Annotated in this window: 23 protein-coding genes; 10 read left to right on the top strand and 13 right to left on the bottom strand. The window is 73.3% G+C overall.

Features of this window, described 5'->3' with window-relative positions; genetic code table 11:
* Positions 1 to 55: 55 nt before the first annotated feature.
* Complete coding sequence (locus ACH4F6_RS16485; RefSeq protein WP_397960845.1) at positions 56 to 520, top strand: DUF3093 domain-containing protein; 465 nt, start codon at positions 56 to 58, stop codon at positions 518 to 520.
* A gap of 114 nt (positions 521 to 634) precedes the next feature.
* Here ACH4F6_RS16485 and ACH4F6_RS16480 read toward each other — a convergent pair whose 3' ends face one another.
* The 4 genes from ACH4F6_RS16480 to ACH4F6_RS16465 form a co-directional block, all read right to left on the bottom strand.
* Positions 635 to 1597, bottom strand: coding sequence for a hypothetical protein (locus tag ACH4F6_RS16480; protein WP_397960844.1), 963 nt, complete (start codon positions 1595 to 1597; stop codon positions 635 to 637).
* A 13-nt stretch (positions 1598 to 1610) separates the two neighbouring features.
* Positions 1611 to 1907 carry a DUF4193 domain-containing protein gene (locus tag ACH4F6_RS16475; protein ID WP_003993510.1) on the bottom strand — a complete coding sequence of 99 codons (297 nt, stop codon included), beginning with the start codon at positions 1905 to 1907 and terminating at the stop codon, positions 1611 to 1613.
* A 396-nt stretch (positions 1908 to 2303) separates the two neighbouring features.
* Entirely contained in the window at positions 2304 to 3554 is a 1251-nt protein-coding gene (locus tag ACH4F6_RS16470) for a sensor histidine kinase (protein WP_397960843.1), read from the bottom strand.
* Positions 3555 to 3559: 5 nt separating this feature from the next.
* Complete coding sequence (locus tag ACH4F6_RS16465; RefSeq protein WP_266726523.1) at positions 3560 to 4213, bottom strand: response regulator transcription factor; 654 nt, start codon at positions 4211 to 4213, stop codon at positions 3560 to 3562.
* A 440-nt stretch (positions 4214 to 4653) separates the two neighbouring features.
* Here ACH4F6_RS16465 and ACH4F6_RS16460 point away from each other — a divergent pair, with 440 nt between their 5' ends.
* The gene (locus tag ACH4F6_RS16460) at positions 4654 to 4827 is read left to right on the top strand and encodes a hypothetical protein (protein ID WP_397960842.1); all 174 of its coding nucleotides are present in this window, start codon (positions 4654 to 4656) and stop codon (positions 4825 to 4827) included.
* A gap of 69 nt (positions 4828 to 4896) precedes the next feature.
* Here the strand turns inward: ACH4F6_RS16460 and ACH4F6_RS16455 are convergent, their stop codons facing one another.
* A complete protein-coding gene (locus ACH4F6_RS16455) occupies positions 4897 to 5712 on the bottom strand; it encodes an inositol monophosphatase family protein (protein WP_397960841.1) in 816 nt (271 codons plus the stop codon).
* A gap of 8 nt (positions 5713 to 5720) precedes the next feature.
* Positions 5721 to 6848 (bottom strand): ferrochelatase, encoded by a 1128-nt coding sequence (locus ACH4F6_RS16450; protein WP_397960840.1) that lies wholly within the window; start codon positions 6846 to 6848, stop codon positions 5721 to 5723.
* Between the two features lie 303 nt (positions 6849 to 7151).
* Between ACH4F6_RS16450 and ACH4F6_RS16445 the strand changes: the two genes are divergently transcribed.
* From ACH4F6_RS16445 to sepH, 3 genes are all read left to right on the top strand, one after another.
* A complete protein-coding gene (locus ACH4F6_RS16445) occupies positions 7152 to 8390 on the top strand; it encodes an MFS transporter (RefSeq protein ID WP_397960839.1) in 1239 nt (412 codons plus the stop codon).
* Positions 8350 to 9669 (top strand): D-arabinono-1,4-lactone oxidase, encoded by a 1320-nt coding sequence (locus ACH4F6_RS16440; RefSeq protein WP_397960838.1) that lies wholly within the window; start codon positions 8350 to 8352, stop codon positions 9667 to 9669. The genes ACH4F6_RS16445 and ACH4F6_RS16440 overlap by 41 nt, the downstream gene beginning before the upstream one ends.
* Positions 9670 to 10084: 415 nt before the next feature.
* A complete protein-coding gene (sepH, locus tag ACH4F6_RS16435; protein WP_397960837.1) occupies positions 10085 to 11116 on the top strand; it encodes a septation protein SepH in 1032 nt (343 codons plus the stop codon).
* A 148-nt stretch (positions 11117 to 11264) separates the two neighbouring features.
* Here sepH and ACH4F6_RS16430 read toward each other — a convergent pair whose 3' ends face one another.
* On the bottom strand, positions 11265 to 12116 hold the full coding sequence (locus tag ACH4F6_RS16430; RefSeq protein WP_397960836.1) for a sulfurtransferase: 852 nt from the start codon (positions 12114 to 12116) through the stop codon (positions 11265 to 11267).
* Positions 12117 to 12413: 297 nt separating this feature from the next.
* On the opposite strand from ACH4F6_RS16430, the gene ACH4F6_RS16425 reads away from it, so the two are divergent.
* Entirely contained in the window at positions 12414 to 13217 is an 804-nt protein-coding gene (locus tag ACH4F6_RS16425) for a VOC family protein (protein ID WP_397960835.1), read from the top strand.
* Positions 13218 to 13290: 73 nt separating this feature from the next.
* Here the strand turns inward: ACH4F6_RS16425 and ACH4F6_RS16420 are convergent, their stop codons facing one another.
* Complete coding sequence (locus ACH4F6_RS16420; protein WP_397960834.1) at positions 13291 to 13803, bottom strand: ATP-binding protein; 513 nt, start codon at positions 13801 to 13803, stop codon at positions 13291 to 13293.
* A 149-nt stretch (positions 13804 to 13952) separates the two neighbouring features.
* Here ACH4F6_RS16420 and ACH4F6_RS16415 point away from each other — a divergent pair, with 149 nt between their 5' ends.
* From ACH4F6_RS16415 to ACH4F6_RS16405, 3 genes are all read left to right on the top strand, one after another.
* Positions 13953 to 14891 carry a Scr1 family TA system antitoxin-like transcriptional regulator gene (locus tag ACH4F6_RS16415; RefSeq protein ID WP_397961129.1) on the top strand — a complete coding sequence of 313 codons (939 nt, stop codon included), beginning with the start codon at positions 13953 to 13955 and terminating at the stop codon, positions 14889 to 14891.
* Positions 14888 to 15103, top strand: a complete 216-nt coding sequence (locus ACH4F6_RS16410) for a DUF397 domain-containing protein (protein WP_397960833.1) — start codon at positions 14888 to 14890, stop codon at positions 15101 to 15103. The genes ACH4F6_RS16415 and ACH4F6_RS16410 overlap by 4 nt, the downstream gene beginning before the upstream one ends.
* Positions 15104 to 15234: 131 nt before the next feature.
* Positions 15235 to 16092 carry a PhzF family phenazine biosynthesis protein gene (locus ACH4F6_RS16405; protein WP_397960832.1) on the top strand — a complete coding sequence of 286 codons (858 nt, stop codon included), beginning with the start codon at positions 15235 to 15237 and terminating at the stop codon, positions 16090 to 16092.
* Positions 16093 to 16143: 51 nt separating this feature from the next.
* On the opposite strand, the gene ACH4F6_RS16400 is transcribed toward ACH4F6_RS16405, so the two are convergent.
* From ACH4F6_RS16400 to ACH4F6_RS16385, 4 genes are all read right to left on the bottom strand, one after another.
* On the bottom strand, positions 16144 to 16791 hold the full coding sequence (locus ACH4F6_RS16400; RefSeq protein WP_397960831.1) for a thymidine kinase: 648 nt from the start codon (positions 16789 to 16791) through the stop codon (positions 16144 to 16146).
* A gap of 42 nt (positions 16792 to 16833) precedes the next feature.
* On the bottom strand, positions 16834 to 18030 hold the full coding sequence (locus ACH4F6_RS16395) for an alkaline phosphatase family protein (protein ID WP_397960830.1): 1197 nt from the start codon (positions 18028 to 18030) through the stop codon (positions 16834 to 16836).
* Positions 18030 to 18626 (bottom strand): DUF5998 family protein, encoded by a 597-nt coding sequence (locus ACH4F6_RS16390; RefSeq protein ID WP_397960829.1) that lies wholly within the window; start codon positions 18624 to 18626, stop codon positions 18030 to 18032. Before ACH4F6_RS16390 ends, ACH4F6_RS16395 begins: the two co-directional genes overlap by 1 nt.
* Positions 18627 to 18747: 121 nt before the next feature.
* Entirely contained in the window at positions 18748 to 21558 is a 2811-nt protein-coding gene (locus ACH4F6_RS16385) for a GNAT family N-acetyltransferase (protein ID WP_397960828.1), read from the bottom strand.
* 186 nt (positions 21559 to 21744) lie between these two features.
* Here ACH4F6_RS16385 and ACH4F6_RS16380 point away from each other — a divergent pair, with 186 nt between their 5' ends.
* Positions 21745 to 22026 (top strand): HPr family phosphocarrier protein, encoded by a 282-nt coding sequence (locus tag ACH4F6_RS16380; RefSeq protein WP_397960827.1) that lies wholly within the window; start codon positions 21745 to 21747, stop codon positions 22024 to 22026.
* A 237-nt stretch (positions 22027 to 22263) separates the two neighbouring features.
* Here ACH4F6_RS16380 and ACH4F6_RS16375 read toward each other — a convergent pair whose 3' ends face one another.
* Positions 22264 to 22956 (bottom strand): GntR family transcriptional regulator, encoded by a 693-nt coding sequence (locus ACH4F6_RS16375; protein WP_397960826.1) that lies wholly within the window; start codon positions 22954 to 22956, stop codon positions 22264 to 22266.
* Positions 22957 to 23112: the final 156 nt, after the last annotated feature.

The following is a 23112-nucleotide window of genomic DNA, read 5'->3' as shown; positions in this document are numbered from 1 at the left end:
GCGCCGGGGCCCCCTGGCCCCGGACGTACCGGGACACCGTGCCAAGCTTGGCTCCATGCAGCTCTCCGCCACCCCTTACGAAGAACGCCTCACCGCCCCCCGCTCGTGGTGGGTCGTCTCGTTCCTCGTGGGCGTCTCCTTCGCCCTGATCCTGCTGCCGTTCGGCACCCTGCCGATGCTCGGCGGCCTGGTCGGCGGCACCGCCGCCGCGGCGGTCGTGGCCAGCTCCTACGGCTCCGTGCGCATCCGGGTCGTGGGCGGCTCCCTGATCGCGGGCGAGGCGAGGATCCCGGTCACGGCGCTGGGCGAGGCGGAGGTGCTGAGCCCCGAGGAGGCGCGCGCCTGGCGCACGCACAAGGCCGACACCCGCGCCTTCCTGCTGCTGCGGGCCTACATCCCCACCGCGCTGCGGGTGGAGGTCACCGACCCGGACGACCCGACGCCGTACCTCTACCTGTCGACGCGGGAGCCGGAGCGTCTGGCGGGAGCGCTGCGGGCGGCGCGGGAGACGGCGGCCTAGGCGAGGGCGCGGGGGACGGCGGCCTAGGCGAGGGCGCGGGGGACGGCGGCCTAGGCGAGGGCGCGGGGGACGGCGGCGTGGGCAAAGGTTTCGCCCGCGCCGTGCAAAGACTTCTCAGTCGCCCGGTTCCTCGCGGCGTGCGCCGCGTCCCGCGGGACTCCCGCCCTCGACGGGGACCGGGTCGGCCGGCTTCTCCAGGGGCGGGAGGTCGGGCAGGGCGTCCCAGGGCACCTGGATCGTGCGCAGGTCGGCCCGGACCTTCGCGGCCAGCTTCCTGGTGTCCCGCCGGTTCATGAGCGCGCCGACCGCGGCGCCCACCAGGAAGGGCATCAGGTTCGGCAGGTCGCGCACCATGCGCTTCATGATCTGCTGGCGCAGTTCGCGCCTCATCTGACCGCCCAGCGCGGCGTTGACCGAGGCGGGCTTGAGCACGTCGATCCCGCGTTCGCCCGACCACGAGCGCAGATACGCGGTGCTGCGGTCCACGAGGTTCCCGGGCGGTCGTACGCCGTACACCTCGTGCAGTTCGGCGATCAGCTTCAGTTCGACCGCCGCGACGCCGGTGATCTCCGCGGCGAGCTCGGTCGGCATCGCGGGCGGCACGGGCAGCATGGCCGCCGCGCCGACGCCCGCCCCGACGGTGGACGTGGCGTTCGCCGCGCCCGCCACGAGCTTGTCGGCCAGTTGTTCCGGACCGAGGCCGGGGAACTGCCGGCGGAGCGTCTGCAGGTCCCGTACGGGGACCCTCGGCGCCATCTCGATGATCCGGTCGGTCAGGTACGCCAGGCCCGCTCTGGCCCGGCTGCCGCCCTTGCGGACGCCTTCCCTGGCGACGTCCAGGGCCTTGCCCCGGATCGCCGCCGCCCTGCGCCTGGCGACGGGCGCGACGCCCCGTGCCGGGGCCGGGAGGTCACCCCGGTCGTCCGCGGGTTCGAGCGAGGCCGATCCCGCGGGGGCCACTGCCCCGCCGGATGAGCCCCGCTCGTCGTCACGCACGCCGTGAGGGCCGTCGGACGGCCGCTTGTCCGCTCCCCGCAGGGGGAAGCGGCGCTTCCGAGGAGGGGTCGAGCCAGTCACGGCCGACCCGCCCTCAGTCGCAGTCGCGGCAGATCGGCTGGCCGTTCTTCTCCCGGGCCAGCTGGCTGCGGTGGTGCACCAGGAAGCAGCTCATGCAGGTGAACTCGTCCTGCTGCTTCGGCAGCACCCGGACGGCCAGCTCCTCGTTGGAGAGGTCGGCGCCGGGCAGTTCCAGGCCCTCCGCGGCCTCGAACTCGTCCACGTCGACAGCGGAGGCGGACTTGTCGTTCCGCCGGGCCTTCAGCTCTTCAAGGCTGTCGGAGTCGACGTCGTCGTCGGTCTTGCGTGGGGTGTCGTAATCGGTAGCCATTTCGCCTCTCCCCCTCTGGGTGTCTGCGGTGTCTCCAGCGCACGTAACGCGTGAGAGGCCGGACTTGTGCCCGCCTCGAGGCGGAGATTTTGCCTCACATCAAGGTCTGTTACTCAATCGACACCCAACCGGACTCCTCACGGGTGATCGGGTTGGATGGCGATGGGGACCGTACACGGTCCGAATGTCGCACTACAAAAGCGCCTCACCGTGTACTTCCCGTGATCAGGACCCCCGAAAACCCGGAGTTTCCGGGCTTTCCGACGGCCGCCATGATCACGGAGAGTGGACGGCCGGAAATTCTCCCCTGTGATCGATCACACACGGCGGGGCCGGATCGCAACCCGGAAAATTCCGCGCAAAGCGAACAAGCCCGCGTGTGTCGGCGACATGGTCTCAGAGAGGCAGGGTGACGCGCATCACGAGCCCCCCTCCCTCGCGCGGATGGGCCGTGATGTGGCCGCCGTGCGCCCGCGCCACGGACCGCGCGATGGACAGCCCGAGCCCGACCCCCTTGTCACTGCCCGTGCGCTCGGTGCGCAGCCGCCGGAAGGGCTCGAAGAGGTTGTCGATCTCGTAGGCCGGCACGACCGGCCCGGTGTTGGACACGACCAGGACGGCCTGGCCGTGCCGGAGCTCCGTGGTCACCTCGACCCAGCCGTCCTCGGGGACGTTGTAGCGCACGGCGTTCTGCACGAGGTTCAGGGCGATGCGCTCCAGCAGCACGCCGTTGCCCTGGACGACCGCCGAGGCGCGTTCGCCGCGGATCTCCACGCCCTTCGCCTCGGCCTCGCCGTGCACCTGGTCGATGGCCTGACCGGCGACCTCGGCCAGGTCGACGGGTTTGCGCTCGACGATCTGGTTGTCGCTGCGGGCGAGCAGCAGCAGGCCCTCCACCAGCTGCTCGCTGCGCTCGTTCGTGGCCAGCAGCGTCTTGCCGAGCTGCTGGAGCTCCACGGGCGCGCCCGGGTCGGAGAGGTGCACCTCGAGAAGCGTGCGGTTGATCGCGAGCGGGGTTCTCAGCTCGTGGGAGGCGTTGCCGACGAAGCGCTGCTGTGCGGTGAAGGCGCGCTGGAGGCGCTCCAGCATGTCGTCGAAGGTGTCGGCGAGCTCCTTCAGCTCGTCGTCCGGTCCGTCCAGCTCGATACGGCGGGACAGGTCCGAGCCCGCCACCGCGCGCGCGGTGCGGGTGATCCGGCCCAGCGGGGACAGGACACGGCCGGCCATCGCGTAGCCGAAGGCGAAGGCGATCACGGCGAGGCCGAGGAGGGCGAGGAGCGAGCGGCTGAGCAGGTCGTCCAGGACGATCTGGCGCTGGTGGTCGATGCAGTCGCTGATCGCCGCGTTGAACTCGCCGAGCGTCAGCCCGCTCGCGTTGTTGATGTTCGGGCAGTTCTCACTGGAGACGCTGATGTTGGTGCCACCGACGATCTTGAACAGCGGTGCGTTGCCCGTGTTCACGGCCTGGGCGGCCAGCAGGTAGATGATCGACAGCAGCAGGATCCCGGCGATCAGGAACATCCCGCCGTACAGCAGGGTGAGCCGTATGCGGATGGTCGGGCGCAGCCAGGGGAACGGCGGCTGGGCCCGCCTGGGGTCCCAGGTGGGCTTCGGAGGCGCCTGAGGAGGCGCGGGTGTCGTCGCCACGGGGATCAGATCCGGTAGCCGGAGCCGGGGACGGTGACGATCACCGGGGGCTCACCGAGCTTGCGGCGCAGGGTCATGACGGTCACGCGCACGACGTTGGTGAACGGGTCGGTGTTCTCGTCCCAGGCCTTCTCCAGGAGTTGCTCCGCGGAGACGACGGCGCCCTCGCTGCGCATCAGCACCTCCAGGACCGCGAACTCCTTCGGCGCGAGCTGGACCTCCTTGCCCTCGCGGAAGACCTCGCGGCGGTTGGGGTCGAGCTTGATGCCGGCGCGCTCCAGGACGGGCGGCAGGGGCACGCTGGTGCGGCGGCCGAGGGCCCGCACGCGGGCGATGAGCTCGCTGAAGGCGAAGGGCTTGGGGAGGTAGTCGTCGGCGCCGATCTCCAGTCCCTCGACGCGGTCGCTGACGTCGCCCGACGCCGTGAGCATCAGCACGCGCGTGGGCATGCCCAGCTCGACGATCCTGCGGCAGACGTCGTCGCCGTGCACGAGCGGGAGGTCGCGGTCGAGGACGACCACGTCGTAGTCGTTGACACCGATGCGCTCCAGGGCGGCCGCACCGTCGTACACGACGTCGACGGCCATGGCCTCCCGGCGCAGTCCGGTGGCCACCGCATCCGCGAGCAGCTGCTCGTCCTCGACGACGAGTACGCGCACGTCGCTGGTCCTTCCTGTATCCACCCGCGTAGCGCTGCGTGAGCGCACGCGAGCAGGGGGGTTGACGGGTGTGTGGGTTCCATCCTGCCCTTTTCGGCCATAAGTCGGCGGTAAGGCGGGTGGGCGGACGCCGAAGGGCCGGTGTGCGGCCGGGGAAGGAGCGGTGTGCGGCCGGGGAACGCGAGATTTTCTCGTGCGGTTGAGGTTTCCCCGGAAGGGAGCGGGGGGAGGACGGGTTTACACCCCGCGATCACGCTCTGCATGTGCCGCAACACCATGTGGTACTCCGACCCGTTTGCCGCAGAGCGGGCGTGGGTGTCCGGCACCGTCGCCGCCCAGCAGGGCAGCGTGCTGGGCATCCGCCGGAGACGTGATCGCCCCTTCCCAACCGGCACACCCCCGTGCCACCGACCCACGACCCTAGGACGAGGGGGCGCAGCATGGACGCATTCACCGCAGGACTTCTGCAGCGCATAAAGACGACCGAGTCCGACCTGACGCGGGCTCGTGACGAGGGCGACGACTTCCTCGTCGAGGTGGAGCAGGGCGAGCTCGACGACCTGCGCCGCCTCGCCGCCGAGCACGGTGTGGAGGTCGGCGCGTCCGGCGTCTGAGCAGTCACGCGTGACGGAGGGGCCCCGGCGAATCCAGCGCCGGGGCCCCTCCGCGCGGTCGGCGGCGGCTCAGTCGTGCCAGGCGCCGAAGTCCTCCAGGAGCCGCTGGAGGGGTTCGAAGACGCCCGGGGTGCCCGCGACCGCGAGGTCGCGCGAGGGGCGCTCTCCGGGGCGCCCACCGGTCAGCGCGCCCGCCTCGCGGGCGATCAGGTCGCCCGCGGCGAGGTCCCAGGGGTGCAGCCCGCGCTCGTAGTAGCCGTCGAGGCGGCCGGCGGCCACGTCGCACAGGTCGACGGCCGCGGAGCCGCCGCGCCGGATGTCCCGCAGGAGCGGGATCAGCCGCTGTGCGACGTCGGCCTGGTGGGCGCGCACCTCGGTGACGTAGTTGAAGCCGGTGGAGACCAGGGCCTGGTCGAGGGGCGCCGTGGGCCGGCAGGCGAGGGCGCGCTCGCCCTCCCAGGCGCCGGTGGCCCAGGCTCCCCCGCCGCGCACCGCGTGGTGGGTCTCGCCGCGCATCGGTATCCCGACGACGCCGACGACGGTCTCCCCGTCCTGTTCGGCCGCGATGGAGACGGCCCAGGTGGGCAGCCCGTAGAGGTAGTTGACCGTGCCGTCGAGCGGGTCGATGATCCAGCGGACGCCGCTGCTGCCCTCCGCGGAGGCGCCCTCCTCGCCGAGGAACCCGTCGTCGGGCCGGTGCTCGGAGATCAGGCCGGTGATCAGTTTCTCGGCCGCGATGTCCATCTCGGTGACCACGTCGATGGGGCTCGACTTGGTGGCGGCGACCGCGAGGTCGGCCGGGCGGCCGTCCCGCAGCAGCTCGCCGGCCCGGCGGGCGGCCTCCTTGGCGAGCTCGAGCAGGTCGGTGTGCAGGGGGTCGGTCACGGCGCTCCTCACGCGTAGGGGCTGTCGGCGCCCGCGGCGGCGGGGCGGGGGGCGCGGGCGGGGCAGCAGCCGACCGGGCAGAGGTCGTGGCTCGCGCCGAGCGTGCCGAGGGCGCACCGGGTGACGTCCCGGCCGCTCTCGGCCGCGGCCCGCTCCAGGACCAGCTCGCGGACGGCGGCGGCGAAGCGCGGGTCGGCGCCCACGGTGGCCGAGCGGCGCACCGGCAGGCCCAGCTCCCCGGCCTTGGCGGTGGCCTCCGTGTCGAGGTCGTACAGGACCTCCATGTGGTCGGAGACGAAGCCGATGGGGGCCATCACGACGGCCGGCGCCCCGGCGGCGTGCCGCTCCTCGAGGTGGTCGCAGATGTCGGGCTCCAGCCACGGGATGTGCGGGGCGCCGGAGCGGGACTGGTAGACGAGCTGCCAGGGGTGGTCGACGCCGGTGCGCTCGCGGACGGCGTCGGCGATCAGGCGGGCCACGTCCAGGTGCTGCCGGACGTAGGCGCCGCCGTCGCCGTGGTCCTCCACGGGGCCGGAGGTGTCGGCGGCGGTCATGGGGATCGAGTGGGTCGTGAACGCGATGTGGGCGCCGTCGCGGACGTCCTCGGGCAGGTCGGCCAGGGACCGGACCACGCCGTCGATCATGGGCTCCACGAAGCCCGGGTGGTTGAAGTAGTGCCGCAGCTTGTCCACCCGGAGCGGGGGGAGACCCTCGGCCTCCAGGGCGGCCAGCGCGTCGGCGAGGTTCTCGCGGTACTGGCGGCAGCCGGAGTAGGAGGCGTACGCGCTGGTGGCGAGGACGAGGACGCGGCGGCGGCCGTCGGCGGCCATCTCGCGCAGCACGTCCGTCAGGTACGGGGCCCAGTTGCGGTTGCCCCAGTAGATCGGCAGGTCCAGGCCGTGGTCGGCGAAGTCCTTGCGCAGGGCGTCCAGCAGGGCGCGGTTCTGGTCGTTGATGGGGCTGACCCCGCCGAACAGGAAGTAGTGCTGACCGACTTCCTTGAGGCGTTCCTTGGGGATGCCGCGCCCGCGCGTCACGTTCTCCAGGAACGGGACCACGTCGTCCGGGCCTTCCGGGCCGCCGAAGGAGAGCAGGAGCAGGGCGTCGTAGGGGGTGGCATCGAGCGCGTCTGGCATGTCTCGATCCTGCCACCCGGCACCGACAGCCGGAAAACACCGGGGGGCGTACGGGTGCGGTGCCGGGCCGCGCGGGCGTGGTGCCGGTCGTCGCGCGGGCGTGGTGCCGGGGTGCCGCCCGCCCGGAGTGGTCCGTGAGGGGTGCGTTAGGGTTGCCTAACTCGTAAGCTGTAAGAGATCCCTTCACGCCTTACCTGCACTGTCGCGCTCCTTGCACGCCTTGCCGAGTCCCCAGAGCCGCCTTCCCTCGCGCCGTGCCGAGCCGTACCCCGCACGCGTGACCGGACCCCACCGGAGACCCCCGTGCCCAGCCCGTACCGCGCTCTGTTCGCCGCCCCCGGCTCCAGGGCCTTCGCCGCCGCGGGGTTCCTCGGCCGGATGCCCCTGTCGATGATGGGCATCGGCGTGGTCACGATGGTCTCCCAGCTCACCGGGCGCTACGGCCTGGCGGGCGCCCTGTCGGCGACCATCGCGCTGGCGGCGGCGGCTTTCGGGCCGCAGATCTCCCGTCTGGTGGACCAGCACGGGCAGCGCAGGGTGCTGCGCCCCGCGACGCTGGTCGCGCTCGCCGCCTCGGCGGGGCTGCTGCTGGCCGCGCACTTCGACTGGCCGGACTGGACGCTGTTCGTGTGCGCCCTGGGCATCGGTTCCGTGCCGAGCCTCGGCGCGATGGTGCGGGCCCGCTGGGCGGCCCTGTACCGGGGGACCCCGCAGCTGCACACCGCGTACTCCTTCGAGTCCGTGGTGGACGAGGTGTGCTTCATCTTCGGGCCGATCATCTCCATCGGGCTGTCCACGGCCTGGTTCCCCGAGGCCGGGCCGCTGCTGGCCGCCTGCTTCCTCGCCGTCGGCGTCTTCTGGCTGACCGCCCAGCGGGCCACCGAGCCCGAGCCGCACCCGCGCGAGCGGCACGGCGGCGGCACCGCCCTGCGCTCGCCGGGCCTGCAGGTCCTGGTGACCACCTTCGCGGCGACCGGGACGATCTTCGGCGCGGTCGACGTGGTCACCGTCGCCTTCGCCGACGAGCAGGGCCACAAGGGCGCCGCCAGCGTCGTCCTGGCGCTCTACGCGGCGGGGTCCTGCACGGCGGGCCTGGTGTTCGGCCTCCTGCGTCCCAAGGGGAACCCGGAACGCCGCTGGCTGCTGGGCGTGTTCATGATGGGCGTGAGTATGATCCCCCTCCTACTGGTCGGGAACCTGCCGTTTCTGGCCGTGGCGCTGTTCGTTGCGGGTCTGGCCATCGCTCCCACGATGATCACCACCATGTCCCTCATCGAAGAGCACGTACCTCGCGCGCAGCTGACCGAGGGCATGACCTGGGTGAGCACCGGGCTCGCCGTCGGCGTCGCGCTCGGCTCGTCGATCGCCGGCTGGGTCATCGACGCGGCCGGCGCGCGGGCCGGGTACGGGGTCCCGGCGGTGGCCGGGGCCGTCGCGGTCGCGGTCGGTTTCCTGGGGTACCGCCGGCTCACCAGGCCGGCTCCGGGTCGGGGAGGCACCGTTGAGCAGCACAGCGAGCGGCAGGAACGGCACATGGCGTAACTGGGGCGGCAACGTCACCGCGCGCCCCGCGCGGGAGGCCGCGCCCGCCTCCGTCGACGAGCTGGCCGCGGCGGTGCGCCGGGCCGCCGAGGACGGGCTGCGGGTCAAGGCGGTCGGCACCGGGCACTCCTTCACCTCGATCGCGGCCACCGACGGCGTGCTGATCCGCCCTCACCTGCTGACGGGCATCCGGCACGTCGACCGGGAGAACATGACCGTCACGGTCGAGGCCGGCACCCCGCTGAAGAGACTCAACGTGGCCCTCGCGCGCGAGGGCCTGTCGCTCACCAACATGGGCGACATCATGGAGCAGACCGTCTCCGGGGCCACCAGCACCGGCACCCACGGCACGGGCCGCGAGTCCGGCTCGATCGCCGCCCAGATCAGGGCGCTGGAGCTCGTCACCGCCGACGGCTCGGTCCTCACCTGTTCGCCGGAGGAGAACCCGGAGGTCTTCGCGGCGGCCCGGATCGGCCTGGGCGCCCTCGGCGTCGTCACCGCGATCACCTTCGCCGTGGAGCCGGTCTTCCTGCTCACCGCGCGCGAGGAACCGATGCCGTTCGACAGGGTCCTCGCCGACTTCGACGAACTATGGGCGGAGAACGAGCACTTCGAGTTCTACTGGTTCCCGCACACCGGCAGCACCAACACCAAGCGCAACAACCGCAGCGCCGGCCCCCGCAGGCCCGTCGGACGGTTCGCGGGCTGGTTCGAGGACGAGTTCCTCTCCAACGGCGTCTTCCAGGCGGCCCAGTGGGTCGGCCGGGCGGCGCCCGCCACCGTCCCGGCGATCGCCCGGATATCCAGCAGGGCGCTGTCCGCGCGCACCTACACGGACATCCCGTACGAGGTCTTCACGTCCCCGCGCCGCGTCCGGTTCGTGGAGATGGAGTACGCCGTCCCGCGCGAGGCGGTGACCGGGACGCTGCGCGAACTGAAGGCGATGATCGACCGCTCCCCCCTGCGGATCAGCTTCCCGGTGGAGGTGCGCACCGCGCCGGCCGACGACATCACCCTGTCCACCGCCTCCGGCCGCGACAGCGCCTACATCGCCGTCCACATGGTCAAGGGGACGCCGTACCAGAGGTACTTCACCGCCGCCGAGCGCATCTTCACCGCGCACGAGGGCCGGCCGCACTGGGGCAAGGTGCACACGCGGGACGCGGAGTACCTCGCCGGGGTGTATCCGCGCTTCGGGGAGTTCACGGCGCTGCGGGACCGGCTGGATCCCGACCGGCGTTTCCAGAACGACTACTTGCGGAGGGTTCTGGGGGCCTAACGGCCCCGGTGGGCGCCTGGTTCCGTATCGGCGGATTGCGTGAAGTACGCCACGTTCAAGATCCCCGAATCCGGGCATCGGGCGGCCAAGTCGCACTCCTTGCCAGAAGTTGGGCGGCGCGCCGATCCACGCACGTGGTCCGAATGGAGTACTGTTGCGAGCCCTGGGTCCGGCCTCCCGCCAGGGTGTCCGGAGCCTTGCCGGACCGCCAGGAGGGGGCTAGTTGCACAGGGTGACGATTTTGGTCACTTAGCGTGGCGAAGAGGTAACCGTGCCATAACGGCGACCCAGGGCCCGTGCCCGACACGCCGGGCAACACGGCAAGGTTGTGGCAGGCTGCACCCGGGCAGGCCACACTCGACTAGCGGAAGCAGCGACGCACGTGACGTCGGCAGGCACCACCCGGGAGGTCCCCATGCCCGAACTGCGTGTCGTGGCCGTCTCGAATGACGGCACACGGCTGGTGCTGAAGGCTGCGGACAGCACGGAGTACACGCTTCCGATCGACGAGCGTCTGCGCGCCGCCGTCCGCGGTGACCGTCCCCGTCTCGGCCAGATCGAGATCGAGGTCGAGAGCCATCTGCGCCCCCGTGACATCCAGGCGCGCATACGGGCCGGTGCCACGGCGGAGGAAGTCGCGCAGATGGCCGGCATCCCCGTCGATCGCGTCCGTCGCTTCGAGGGCCCCGTGCTGGCCGAGCGCGCCTTCATGGCGGAGCGGGCCCGCAAGACGCCCGTCCGCCGGCCCGGTGAGAACGCGGGGCCCCAGCTCGGCGAGGCCGTCCAGGAGCGGCTGCTGCTGCGCGGCGCCGAGAAGGACACCGTCCAGTGGGACTCCTGGCGCCGCGACGACGGCACCTGGGAGGTCCTGCTCGTCTACCGGGTCGCGGGCGAACCGCACTCGGCGAGCTGGACGTACGACCCGCCGCGGCGGCTCGTGCAGGCCGTGGACGACGAGGCGCGTTCGCTGATCGGCGAGTCCGACGACCTGGCCGCTCCCGAGCCCAGCTTCCCGTTCGTCCCGCGCATCGCCCGGCTGCCGCGCGACCGTTCGATGGACCGCGCCCTCGAGCGGCCGAGCCTGCCCGCGCAGGCGTCCGAACCGGCCGAGGAGAACACCGGCGAGCGGGAGAGGGACTCGCTGACCAGCCTGCTGGAGGCGGTCCCGAGCTTCCGGGGCGACCTGGTCGTTCCCGAACGCCCGTCGGAGGAGCCGGAGGAGCCCGTCGAGGAGCCGGTCGTGGAGGAACCCCCGGCGTCCGCCGCGTCCGCCGGTTCCGCCTACGCGGACGTCCTCATGCCGCGTTCCGTCGGCGCCCACCGGGACCGTCTGATCGGCGCCACCGACCGCCAGGCGGAGGCCGACGGCGTCCGCCCGGGCCGCCGTGCGGCGGTGCCGAGCTGGGACGAGATCGTGTTCGGCACCCGGCGCAAGAACAAGGAGTAAGCCACCGCCGGGTGACTCGCCCGGGGTGGCCGCCGGGTTGCGGGAACCGGTGCGCACGAGAAGACATACGTAAGGCGGGGCCGCATCTGTTCGATGCGGCCCTCCTCAGGTTCCTCTCCGGGTCCTCTCCGTGCCTTCCGTCAGCGGGTCACTGGGGGTCGGGTCCCACGGCGACCGGCCGGGACGGGTCCGACGACCACTCCGACCACGAACCGACGTACAGGGCCGCCGGGATGCCCGCCACCGCCAGCGCCAGGACCTCGTGGGCGCCGGAGACGCCCGAGCCGCAGTACACGCCCACCTGCCCGTCGTCGCCGGCTCCCAGCGCCTTGAAGCGGGCCGCCAGCTCCTCGGCGGGCAGGAAGCGGCCGTCCGGGCCGACGTTCTCGTTCGTCGGCGCGGAGACGGCGCCCGGGATGTGTCCGCCGACCCGGTCGATCGGCTCGACCTCGCCCCGGTACCGCTCCCCCGCGCGGGCGTCGAACAGCACGCCGGAGCGGGCGAGCGCGGCGGCGCCGTCCGCGTCGAGGAGGCCGCCGGCCGCGGGCGCCGGCGCGAAGTCGCCCCCGGCGGGCCGCGGTACGTCGACCGAGAGGTCCCCCTCCCAGGACGGCAGCCCGCCGTCGAGCACCCGCACGTCCGGGTGACCCGTCCAGCGCAGCAGCCACCACGCACGGGCCGCCGCCCAGCCCTGGCCGCCGTCGTACACCACCACGGGGCGGGCCGCCGACACGCCGGTCCGGCGCATCGCCGCGCCGAACTCCTCGATGTCCGGCAGCGGATGGCGGCCGCCCGCGCCGGGCGTACCGGCCAGTTCCCGGTCCAGGTCGACGTAGACGGCACCGGGCAGGTGCCCCGAGGCGTACGCGGCCCGGCCGTCGAACGGCGGTTCCCCGGCCGCCTTCGCCACGCTGAGCTGCCAGCGGACGTCGAGGACGACCGGCGGGTTCTCCCCCGCCAGGGCGCTCGCGAGTTCGGATGCGGAGATGATGGCGTTCATGGCCCCCATCCTCGCGCACGGGGTGGCCCCGGCGACCGTGTCCGGCTACTCTCCTCGACCGGACGGGCTCGATCACGGGGCGTACGGGAGCGGGCACACGCCGTACAACTGATCGACATCTGTCGGCGAACGCGCGGACACGGACAGGAAGCGGCACACCGGGCATCCTCCCGGCACGGGCCGCGGGGCGGCGGCGCGCCCGGAGCGCGCGGCGCCCCGGGCGGTGCGAGCATCGGCCCGGGGGCCGGAGGGCGGCAGCGACACGGCCACCGCGAGGGGCCCGAGGAGAAGGTGACGATGACCGAGGCACGTGGATCGGCCGGTTCGGACGGCGAGGCACACGCCCGGTACGCGCCCGGCGTGCCCTGCTGGGTGAGCCTGATGGTGCACGGGCTGACCGCCGCTCAGGAGTTCTACGGCGAGCTGTTCGGCTGGGAGTTCCGGCCCGGCCCCCGGCGGCTCGGTCCCTCCGTGCGGGCCCTGCTCGACGGACGTGACGTGGCCGGCCTCGGCCGGCTGCCCCCGGACCGCCGGCCGCCCACCGCCTGGACCCCGTACTTCGCCTCGGACGACGTGGACGCGACCGCCGACACCGTGCGCTCGTGCGGCGGCACGATCGGGGTGGGCCCGCTGGACGCCGCCGAGGCGGGACGCCTGGCCATCGGTTCCGACCCCGCGGGCGCCGTCTTCGGCGTCCGGCGGGCGCCCGCCCGCCTCGGCACGGACCTCACCGGCGGGCCCGGCACGCCCGTCTGGCACGAACTGCTGACCTTCGAGTCCGCGCACGTCGCCAAGTTCTACGAGACGGCGTTCGGCCACGAGCGGGAGCCGTCCGTCGCCGCCGGCCCCGACCACGTCACCCTGCGCGCCGCCGGCCGCCCGGTCGCCGCCGTCCGCGGCGTCGGCCCGGCGCCGCTGCGGGAGCGGGGACCGCACTGGCTGACGTCCTTCGAGGTCGCCGACGTCGACGAGGCGGTCGCCCTCCTGAACGGCCTGGGCGGACGGGTCCTCGCACCGGCGCACGACACCGCGCACGGCAGGACAGCGACGGCGGCCGACCCGGAGGGCGCCCGGTTCGCGCTGGTGCAGGGGCCGCGCTGACGGGAACGGTGCGGTGGCTCCGGCGGCTGCGCATCCCTCGGTCCGTCCCCACGGCCGTCCGTGTACGGACGGTTCAGCGGTGGGGCGGTACCGGGAACGCGCACTCCGCCCAGACGGTCTTGCCCGGGCCGTCCGGGCGCGGGTGCCAGTCCCAGCGGGTCGCGAGCTGCGAGACGAGGAGCAGCCCGCGGCCGGTCTCCTCGGCGCCGGCGCCGCCCTCCGGGAGGGCGGGACGGCGGGGGTGCTGTTCGGTGCGGGTGTCGGTGACCTCGACGCGCACGGTGCGGCCGTCGGGGGCGGCGTGGAGGCGGAGGTGGAAGTCCCGGCCGGGGACGTGCCCGTGCCGTACGGCGTTCGCGGTGAGCTCGGCGACGATCAGCACGAGCGCGTCGTGCGGGTCGGTGCCGTACGGGATCCCCCACGCGTCCAGGCGGACGGCCGCGAGACGGCGGGCGAGGCGGGCTCCGCGGGGTGTGGAGGTGAAGCGCATCCCGAAGGTGCGGTCCGGTGGCGCGGTCGCCCTCAAGGGCGCGCAAGGGGCGGCGGGTCGGGTGGTGTCAGCCGGATTGACGGGGTTCGTCGTCATGTCCCTCACGGTCCCGTCGGTCGCGTGGCGTGACCAGCGGTGACGCGGTGACAGGGATCTGCTGTACGTGAGGTGTACGCGCGTGTAGGCGCTGCGCGCCGTGACCGCGTCCCGTTCGGGGGCGTTGGGGCAGGGAGGCGGTGATGGACATGGCGGAGCGCAAGGGCGCGGCGACGGGGGCCGAGACGGTTCCCGGGGAGCGTGGGAACGACGGCGGGGCGGGCGCGGTCGTGAGTCTCGGGGACGGCTGGGACAACGACGACGGGGCCGGACGGCGGCCGGAGGACGAGGCCGGACGAGGGGTCGTCGTCGCGTTCGGGCAGACCATGAAGACGCTGCGGTTGCGGGAGGGGCTGGAGCGCGAGGAGTTCGGGCGGCGGATCGGGTACTCGGCGTCCACGGTCGCGTCGTTCGAGCAGGGGCGGAGGATTCCGTCGCCGAGGACGATCGAGCGGGCGGATGAGGTGCTGGGGGCGGGCGGGTTGCTGTGCCTGTGGAAGGAGCAGGTGGAGCGGGCGCAGTATCCGGTGTTCTTCCAGGGGATGGCTGCCTTGGAGAAGGAGGCCATTGAGCTGGTCGCCTACGACACTTTGGTGGTCAAGGGTTTGCTTCAGACCGAGGAGTACATGAGGGCCCTGCTGGGGATGCGGCGCCCTCCGCTGGACGAGGAGACCATCGAACAGCGGGTGGCGGCACGGTTGGCGCGGCAGGACATCTTTGATCGGCGTCCTGCCCCACTGCTGAGTTTCGTGCTCGACGAGGCGATCCTGCGACGTCCCTACGGAAGTAAGGCCGTACTGCGCGGGCAGTTGGAGCATCTGCTGTTGGTCGGCCAGAAGCGCAACGTCGAGATCCAGGTCATGCCGGTCGACCGCGAGGACAACGCCGGTGTGAACGGCCCCTTCACCGTCGTCACACGCAAGGACGGCAAGAAGTTCGTGTACGCCGAGGCACAGGGGATCGGCTCTCTGCAGACCGACTCGGAGCAAGGGGTTCTGGCCGCCGCCCGTTATGGGATCATCCGATCACAGGCTCTCAATCCGCGAGAGTCGCTGGAGCTCATCGAAGGGTTGCTGGGATCGCTATGAACAACGCTGAGTCCTCGACCGTCGCCTCCGACCTCGCCTGGTTCAAGAGCAGTTACAGCGGAACCGAGGGCGGCGACTGTGTCGAGATCGCGTCCGATACGGCAGTCGTGCACGTCCGTGACTCCAAGGCCGTCGCCGGGCCCGTGCTCACGGTGTCCCGTTCGGCGTGGGCGGGCTTCGTCGGGCTGGCCGCGTCGGAGCGGAGCGTCTGACGCCCGTACGGTCGTGAGAGCCCTGCCGGTCCGGGTCTCGGACGGCAGGGCTCTCACGTTCGCTCTCGGCGACCGGACCGGGCCGCCCGCGTCCAGGAATAGCCGCGGGCCCGCCCCGTGTTGCCGCGAGCATGACGACGAACGCACCGCGGCCCGAGGTGCTGCGCTACACCGCCTTCTCCAGCGACCCCGCCGGCGGGAACCCCGCCGGCGTCGTGCTGGACGCCACCGGTATGGACGACGGCGACATGCTGGCCGTCGCCGCCGAGCTCGGGTACTCGGAGTCCGCGTTCCTGACCGCGAAGCCGGAGGAGCGGACGTACGGCATCCGTTACTTCAGTCCCAAGGCCGAGGTGCCGTTCTGCGGGCACGCCACCGTCGCGACCGCCGTCGCGCTCGCCGAGCGGATCGGCCCCGGCGAGCTGGTGTTCGCGACGCGCGCCGGCACCGTGCCGGTGGAGGTCACCGAGGAGGGCGGGACGGTCAGGGCCACGCTCACCAGCGTCGAGCCGCACGTCGAGGAGATCGCCGAGGCCGACCTCGCGGAGGCGCTCGCCGCGCTGGACTGGCCGGCCGCCGACCTCGATCCGGCCTTCCCGCCGCGCGTCGCGTTCGCCGGCGCCCGCCACCTCGTCCTCGCGGCGGCGACCCGCGCCCGCCTCGCGGACCTCGCGTACGACTTCGCGCGCCTCGAGGCCCTGATGCACCGTCTGGACCTGACGACGGTCCAGTTGGTGTGGCGGGAGTCGGCCGACGTCTTCCACGTCCGTGACCCGTTCCCCGTCGGCGGCGTCGTCGAGGACCCGGCGACCGGCGCCGCGGCCGCCGCGTTCGGCGCGTACGCCCGTGAGTTCGGCCTGGTCCCCGAGGACGCCGTCCTCACCCTGCACCAGGGCGAGGACCTGGGCCGCCCCGGCGAGCTCACGGTGACGCTGCGCGCGGGCGACCCGCGCGTCCGGGTCGGCGGCGAGGGAGCCCGCATCGGCTGAGGGCCGGGGCGCCAGTGACGCGCCGCGAACGGCTTCGCCTGCCGAACGGGGTCAGACGGACGTGACCGGCAGCACGTCCGGGGACAGTGCCGCCGCGCGGGCCGTCGCCGCCGTCATGCGGCGGCGGTGGTGGCGGCGGCACAGGACCTCGTACCCGATGGTGTCGGCCTGGTTGACGTCGCCGACGACGACCTGGGCGCCCTCGACGACCATCACGCCCCCGACGGTCCGGGCGTTGTGCGTGGCGCGGGCGCCGCACCAGCACAGGGCCTCGACCTGGAGGACCTCGACGCGGTCCGCGAGTTCGACGAGCCGCTGGGAGCCGGGGAACAGCTTGGAGCGGAAGTCGGTCGTGATGCCGAAGGCGTACACGTCCACGCCGAGGTCGTCGACCACGCGCGCGAGCTGGTCGATCTGTTCCTCCGCGAGGAACTGCGCCTCGTCCGCGATCACGTAGTCGGCCCGGCCGCCGTGCGAGAGGTGGTCGACGAGGTAGGCGTACAGGTCCTGCCCGTCCTTCACCTCGACGGCGTCGGTGACCAGGCCGAGGCGGGAGGACAGCTTGCCCTGGCCCGCGCGGTCGTCACGGGTGAAGATCACGCCCTGCAGGCCCCGCGCGGAGCGGTTGTGCTCGATCTGGAGAGCCAGCGTCGACTTCCCGCAGTCCATGGTTCCGGAGAAGAACACCAGCTCGGGCATGGGGAGTTGAGCACCTTTCGGCGAGGGGTCGGGGAGCGCGGGTCAGGAGCGTACTTCGAGCAGGGGGACGAGCTGCTCCGCGGGGGTCATCGAGCCGTGGTTGCCGACCATCGACGACTCCTTCGGCTCCCGCTCGGAGGCGATGAGCAGGACGTCGTCCCGGGCGGCCGCGATCACGTCGCCGAGGCGGGCGTGCACGCGCTCGTCGACCTGGCCGGGCCGCCCGAACCAGCCCGCGGCGACGGCCTCGTCCCGGGAGGCCACCCAGAACTGCTCGCCGAGCACCTCGCGCCAGCAGGTCAGGACGTCGTCCTCGGCGCCCGGTACGGCGTAGACGTGGCGGGCGCGGCCCTCGCCGCCCAGCAGGGCGACTCCGGCGCGCAGTTCCCAGTCCTCGTCGAAGTCGATGCGGTGCTGCTCGTCGAAGGGCACGTCGACCATGCCGTGGTCGGCGGTGACGTACAGCGCGCTGCGCGGCGGGAGCTGCTCCGCCAGGCGCTGGACCAGCCGGTCGACGTGCATCAGCTGGCCGCGCCAGGTGTCGGAGGCGACGCCGTGGCGGTGGCCGGCGCCGTCGAGTTCGGCGTAGTACGTGTAGACCAGGGAGCGGTCGCCGGCCGCGAGCTGCTCGGCCGCGACGTCCATGCGCTCCTCGCCGGTCAGACGCCCGAGGAACGTTCCTCCGCTGAGGGCCACCTTCGTCAGCGGGGTGTTCTGGAAGGTGGGCGAGGAGACCTGCGCGGCGTGCACGCCGGCCGCGTCGGCCAGCTCGAAGACCGTGGGGTACGGCTGCCAGGGCTCCGGCGGTGTCCAGGGGTGCCAGCGGAGCTGGTTCATCAGCTCGCCGGTGGCGGGGTTGCGCACGGTGTAGCCGGGCAGGCCGTGGGCGCCCGGCGGGAGGCCGGTGCCGACGGAGGCGAGGGAGGTCGCGGTGGTCGCCGGGAAGCCGGCGGTGATCGGACGTCCGGTGCCGCCGCGCGAGCTGCCGAGCAGCGCGTGCAGGTAGGGCGCCTCGTCCGGATGGGCCTGGATCTGCTCCCAGCCGAGGCCGTCGATCAGGAAGACGCAGTTGCGGTCGGCCGCGGTCAGTTCCGGGATCGCCGCGGTCATGCCGGGGACGCCCATGCCCGCGGCCAGGGTGGGCAGCAGGTCGGCGAGGGAGCCCGAGCCGTACTCGGGGACGGGAGCGGAGGAGACGGCGAGGGGTTCCGGGTGGTCCCAGGAGGCGAGCTGGGACATCAGCGGGTCAGGTCCGCGGTCGCCTCGGAGAGCGACTGGGCGAAGGCGAGCGCCTGGCGCACCGTCTCCGGCCCGTCACCGGCCTCGCTGACGCGCAGGCTGAGGTCGTCCGCCGTCGAGCTGCCCGTGTAGCCGTGGTCGGCGTCGCAGTTGGGGTCGCCGCAGGCGGCCGGCTCCAGGTCGATGCGGGAGACGGCGCCCCAGCCGATGGTCAGCACCACCTCGCGCGGCGGGGTGCCCGGCGTGTACGACTCCGGGTTGGCGACCACCCGGCTGACCACGACCGACGAGATCCGGTCGAGCTTCACGGACTCGGTGGAGGTCGTGGCGTACGGCGTCGGGGAGGTGGTGTCGGCGGCCTGCTCGTCGGTGTGGCTGACGATGAAGCGGTTGCCGGTGAGGACCAGCACCGTCACGTGCCGGCGCACCTCGTTCTGGTCGAAGGTGGTCTCCTGGTGGACCAGGTACGACCGGATGGGCTCGCCGCCCACGGCGGCCTCCACCGCCTCGGCCACGAGGGCCGGGTAGTAGCCGCTGCGCTCGATCGCCGCACGCAGCCCCTGGGTCGTCGTACTGGTCTTGGCCATGCCGTCCATCCTACGGGGACCCGCTGACTGCGAGGGACCGCCCGGAACCGCCGGACATCGCCGCTCGCCGCCGGACCTCGTCCGCCGCCGGGCCCCGCTCGCCGCCGCTCCGGTGCGCCGGGAGGCCGCGTCAGTACGCCGGGAGCGTCCGTGGGCCGAGGTCGTCGCGGACGGGCGGCGGGGCGAGCCGGACCGAGGCGCCGAGGACGCTCAGGCCGTGCGGGGCGACGACGACCGGCTCCAGCGTGACCGCGACGACCTCGGGGTGGTCGTCGACCAGCCGGGACACGCGCAGCATCAGGTCCTCCAGGGCGGGGGTGTCGACGGGCGTCGAGCCGCGCCAGCCGAACAGCAGCGGTGCCGTCCGGATCGAGCGGACCAGGGAGGTGGCGTCGCGGTCGGTGACGGGGATCAGGCGGTGCGCCATGTCGCCGAGCAGCTGCGAGGCGGCCCCGGCGAGCCCGAACGAGAGGACGGCTCCGGCCGCCGGGTCGATGACCGCGCGGACGACGGTGTCGACCCCGCGCGGGGCCATCGCCTGCACGACCGGACGCACCTCCTGGGGCGTCCCGAACAGCTCGGTCAACTCGGCGTAGGCGCGCCGCAGCTGTTCCTCGTCCATGAGGTCGAGCCGGACGCCGCCCAGGTCGGCGCGGTGCCTGAGGTGGGGGGCGGTGGCCTTGAGCGCCACCGGGTAGCCGAGGTCGGCGGCCGCCCGCGCGGCCTCGTCGGGGGTGGCGGCCGGGGTCGCCCGGCGCACGGCCATGCCGTACCGCCCGAGCAGCTCGCGGGTCTCGTCCGCGCCGAGGGTGAGGCCCTGTCCGCGCGCGAGGAGCCCGCCGATGAGCCGGGCGGCGCCCTTCTCGTCGATGTCCTCGTGCTCGGGGACCCTGCCGGGGTCGGCGGCCTCGCGGCGCCACTGCGCGTACTTCACGGCCTCGGCGAGGGCGCGGACCGCGCGTTCGGCGGCGGGGTAGGCGGGGATGAGGCGGGTGCCCTCGGGGGCCTCGGGCACGGGGGCCGGTCCCGGGCCGGTGTCCGGTGCGCCGGCGTCCGCCGTCGCCGCACGCGCGCGTGGGGCGGTGCTCGCGGCGGCCGACAGGGCCTGCGCCAGACCGCCGAGCTCGACGTGCACGACGAGCACCGGCTTGGCGGGGCCCTTGGCCGCGGCCGAGCGCAGCGCCTGGGCCAGCTCGGCGTCGCCGGGCGAGGCCTCGCCGATCGCCGGGATCGCCGTCACCACGACCGCGTCGCAGGTGTCGTCGGCCAGGGCGCGCGCCAGCGCCGCGTGGAAGTCCTCCGCCGAGGCCTCCGTGGTCAGGTCGAGCGGCGGCAGCGGACGCAGTCCCTCGGAGAGGCACGCGTCGTACGACAGCAGCCCCAGGGACTCGGAGTTGCCCAGGATGGCCACCCGCGGTCCGCCCGGCAGCGGCTGGCGGGCGAGCAGCAGGCCGGCGTCCACCAGTTCGGTGATGGTGTCGACGCGGATCACGCCGGCCTGCCGCAGCAGCGCCGACACCGTCGCGCGCGGCAGCCGCGTGGCCCGTACGGCGTGCCCCTGGGGGGCGGAGCCGGCGCCCTGCACCACGACCAGTGGCTTGGCGGCCGCCGTACGGCGTGCGAGGCGGGTGAACTTGCGCGGGTTGCCGATGGTCTCCAGGTACATGAGGGCGACGTCGGTGTCGGGGTCGTCGTACCAGTACTGCAGGACGTCGTTGCCGGAGACGTCGGCGCGGTTGCCGGAGGAGACGAACGTCGACACGCCCGTGACGCCGGTGACGCCTCCGCCGCGCCGCTGCAGCCGCGACAGCAGGGCGATGCCGATGGCGCCGGACTGGGCGAACAGGCCGATGCGTCCGGGGCGGGGCATCTCCGGCGCCAGGGACGCGTTCAGCCGTACCTCCGGGGAGGTGTTGATGATGCCGAAGGCGTTGGGCCCGATGATCCGCATCCCGTACGCACGCGCCTGCCGCACGAGTTCGCGCTGGCGCTCGCGTCCGTCGGGGCCGCTCTCGGCGTAGCCGGCGGCGAGGACGACGAGTCCCTGCACGCCGTGTTCCCCGCACTCGGCGACGACCTCGGGCACGTGCTCCGCCGGGACGGCGACGACCGCGACGTCCACGGGCCCGTCGATGTCGCGCACCGAGCGGTGGGCGGGGACGCCGTCGAGCTCCTTCAGGTCCTCGGGGAACGCCTTGTTCACCGCGTGCAGGCGGCCGGTGAAACCCGCCTCCCGGAGGTTGCCGAGGACGCTGCGGCCGACGCCGCCGGGGGTGCGTCCGGTCCCGACGACGGCGACCGAGCCGGGCACCAGCAGCCGCCGCACGGAGCGGGCCTCGGCGCGCTGCTCCCGCGCGCGCTGCACGGCCAGGGCGCGCTCGGTGGGCTCGAGGTCGAACTCCAGACGGACGACGCCGTCCTCGAAGCTGCGCTTCTGGGTGTACCCGGCGTCGGTGAACACCTTGATCATCTTGTTGTTGGCGGGGAGCACCTCGGCGGCGAACCGCCGGATGCCGCGCTCGCGCGCGACGGCCGCGATGTGCTCCAGGAGCGCGGAGGCCACGCCCCTGCCCTGGTGGGCGTCCTGCACGAGGAAGGCGACCTCGGCCTCGTCGGCGGGCGCCGAGGCGGGCAGGCCGCCGGCGCCGATGCGGTCGTAGCGCACGGTGGCGATGAACTCGCCGCCGACCGTGGCCGCGAGTCCCACCCGGTCCACGAAGTCGTGGTGCGTGAAGCGGTGGACGTCCTTGGCGGACAGGCGCGGGTAGGGCGCGAAGAAGCGGTAGTACTTCGACTCGTCCGAGACCTGCTCGTAGAAGCTGACCAGGCGCTCGGCGTCGCCGACGGTGATGGGCCGGATGCGCGCGGTGCCGCCGTCGCGCAGCACCACGTCGGCTTCCCAGTGGGCGGGGTACTCGTGCCGGTCCGGGGCGCTCTGCATGGGGCCCAGAGTACGGCTCGCGCACGACAACGGCGCGAGGCAGTCTGTGGAGGACGGGAGGCCGGGCCGGGGCCCGGGCGGCCGGACGGGAACGGGACGCGGGACAGGGACACAGCACCGTTCCCGGCACGCTCCACGTGTGGAACACTGGTCTAGACAACCCTGAGCACTGAAGGGCAGCAACACATGGCTGAGCGCCGCGTCAACGTCGGCTGGGCCGAGGGCCTCCATGCCCGCCCCGCCTCCATCTTCGTACGGGCCACCACGGCCGCGGGCGTCCCGGTGACGATCGCCAAGGCGGGCGGCACCCCCGTCAACGCGGCCTCCATGCTGGCCGTCCTCGGTCTGGGCGCCCAGGGCGGCGAGGAGATCGTCCTCGCCTCCGACGCCGAGGGCGCGGACGTCGCGCTCGACCGGCTGGCCAAGCTGGTCTCCGAGGGGCTCGAGGAGCTTCCCGAGACCGTCTGAGCCCCGCGGCGCACAGGGAGCCGCGTCGCCCTTCCCGGGCGGCGCGGCTCCGCCGTTTCGGCACGGTCGCGCTCCGGCGCCTTCACGCGGCCTCGCGAAGAAAATCAGCCCGAGCACGCCGAAAAGGAAAGCACGCGCACACGAAGAGCGCGCCACCAGGAATTCACGGCGCACCACGAAAAGGGCAGCGGAAATCCACGTCCGCCGAATAACCCCTCTTTGTATACGGCCCTCGTGTTAATGGCGTGGGCCCGACATGTTGACGACGTGTTGCGAAGTCCTCACACGGTCCGGGCGGTCGCCGCCCGGGAAGCGCGGCCGGTGCGCGGCGGACGAGCGCTCGGTGTGCAGCGCGGTGATCGCCCGCGCGCGCTCGCCGTCGCCGCGCGCGACGGCGTCCACGATCGCGCCGTGCTCGGCCCAGGAGTCCACCGGGTCGGCCGGCGCGTCCACCGCGTACATCCAGGCGATCTTGTGGCGCAGCTGGGTGAGGGTCGAGGTCAGGGCGTGGCTGCCGGAGGCCTGCGCGAGCGTCTCGTGGAACCAGCCGCCCAGGGAGCGCAGGTCGTCGCTGTTGCCCCTCCTGGCGCGCTCCTGACCCAGCCGGACGAGACCGCGCAGCACCTTCAGGTGCGCCTCGGTGCGCCGCTGGGCGGCCCGGGCGGCTCCGAGCGGCTCCAGGAGCAGGCGCATCTCCAGCAGGTCCGCCGCCTCCTGCTCGGTCGGTTCGGCGACGCACGCGCCCGCGTGCCGCCGCGTCACGACGAAGCCCTCCGCCTCCAGGGTGCGCAGGGCCTCCCGGACGGGGACGCGCGAGACGCCGTAGCGGCGCGCGAGGACTTCCTCGGTGAGGCGGCCGCCACGCTCGTGGACACCCGCGACGATGTCGTCCCGGATGGCCGTGCACACCGAGTGCGCCGGAATACGCATGACCGACCTCCGCCTTAATCCCCGTGAAACGCCGACGAGCGACGCGTGGTCAAAGACTCTATTGCAGCGGGCCGGAATTTCCGACGGCGGGCCGGAATCCAGGGATATTTTTTGGACAGCGGAGCGCAGGAAACGACGAAAGCCCCGGCCGGGAAG

Source organism: Streptomyces sp. NPDC017936 (assembly GCF_044328485.1).
Lineage (GTDB): Bacteria > Actinomycetota > Actinomycetes > Streptomycetales > Streptomycetaceae > Streptomyces.
The sequence above is the reverse complement of the archived record's forward strand: the minus strand, read 5'-3'. Positions and strand labels throughout refer to the sequence as shown.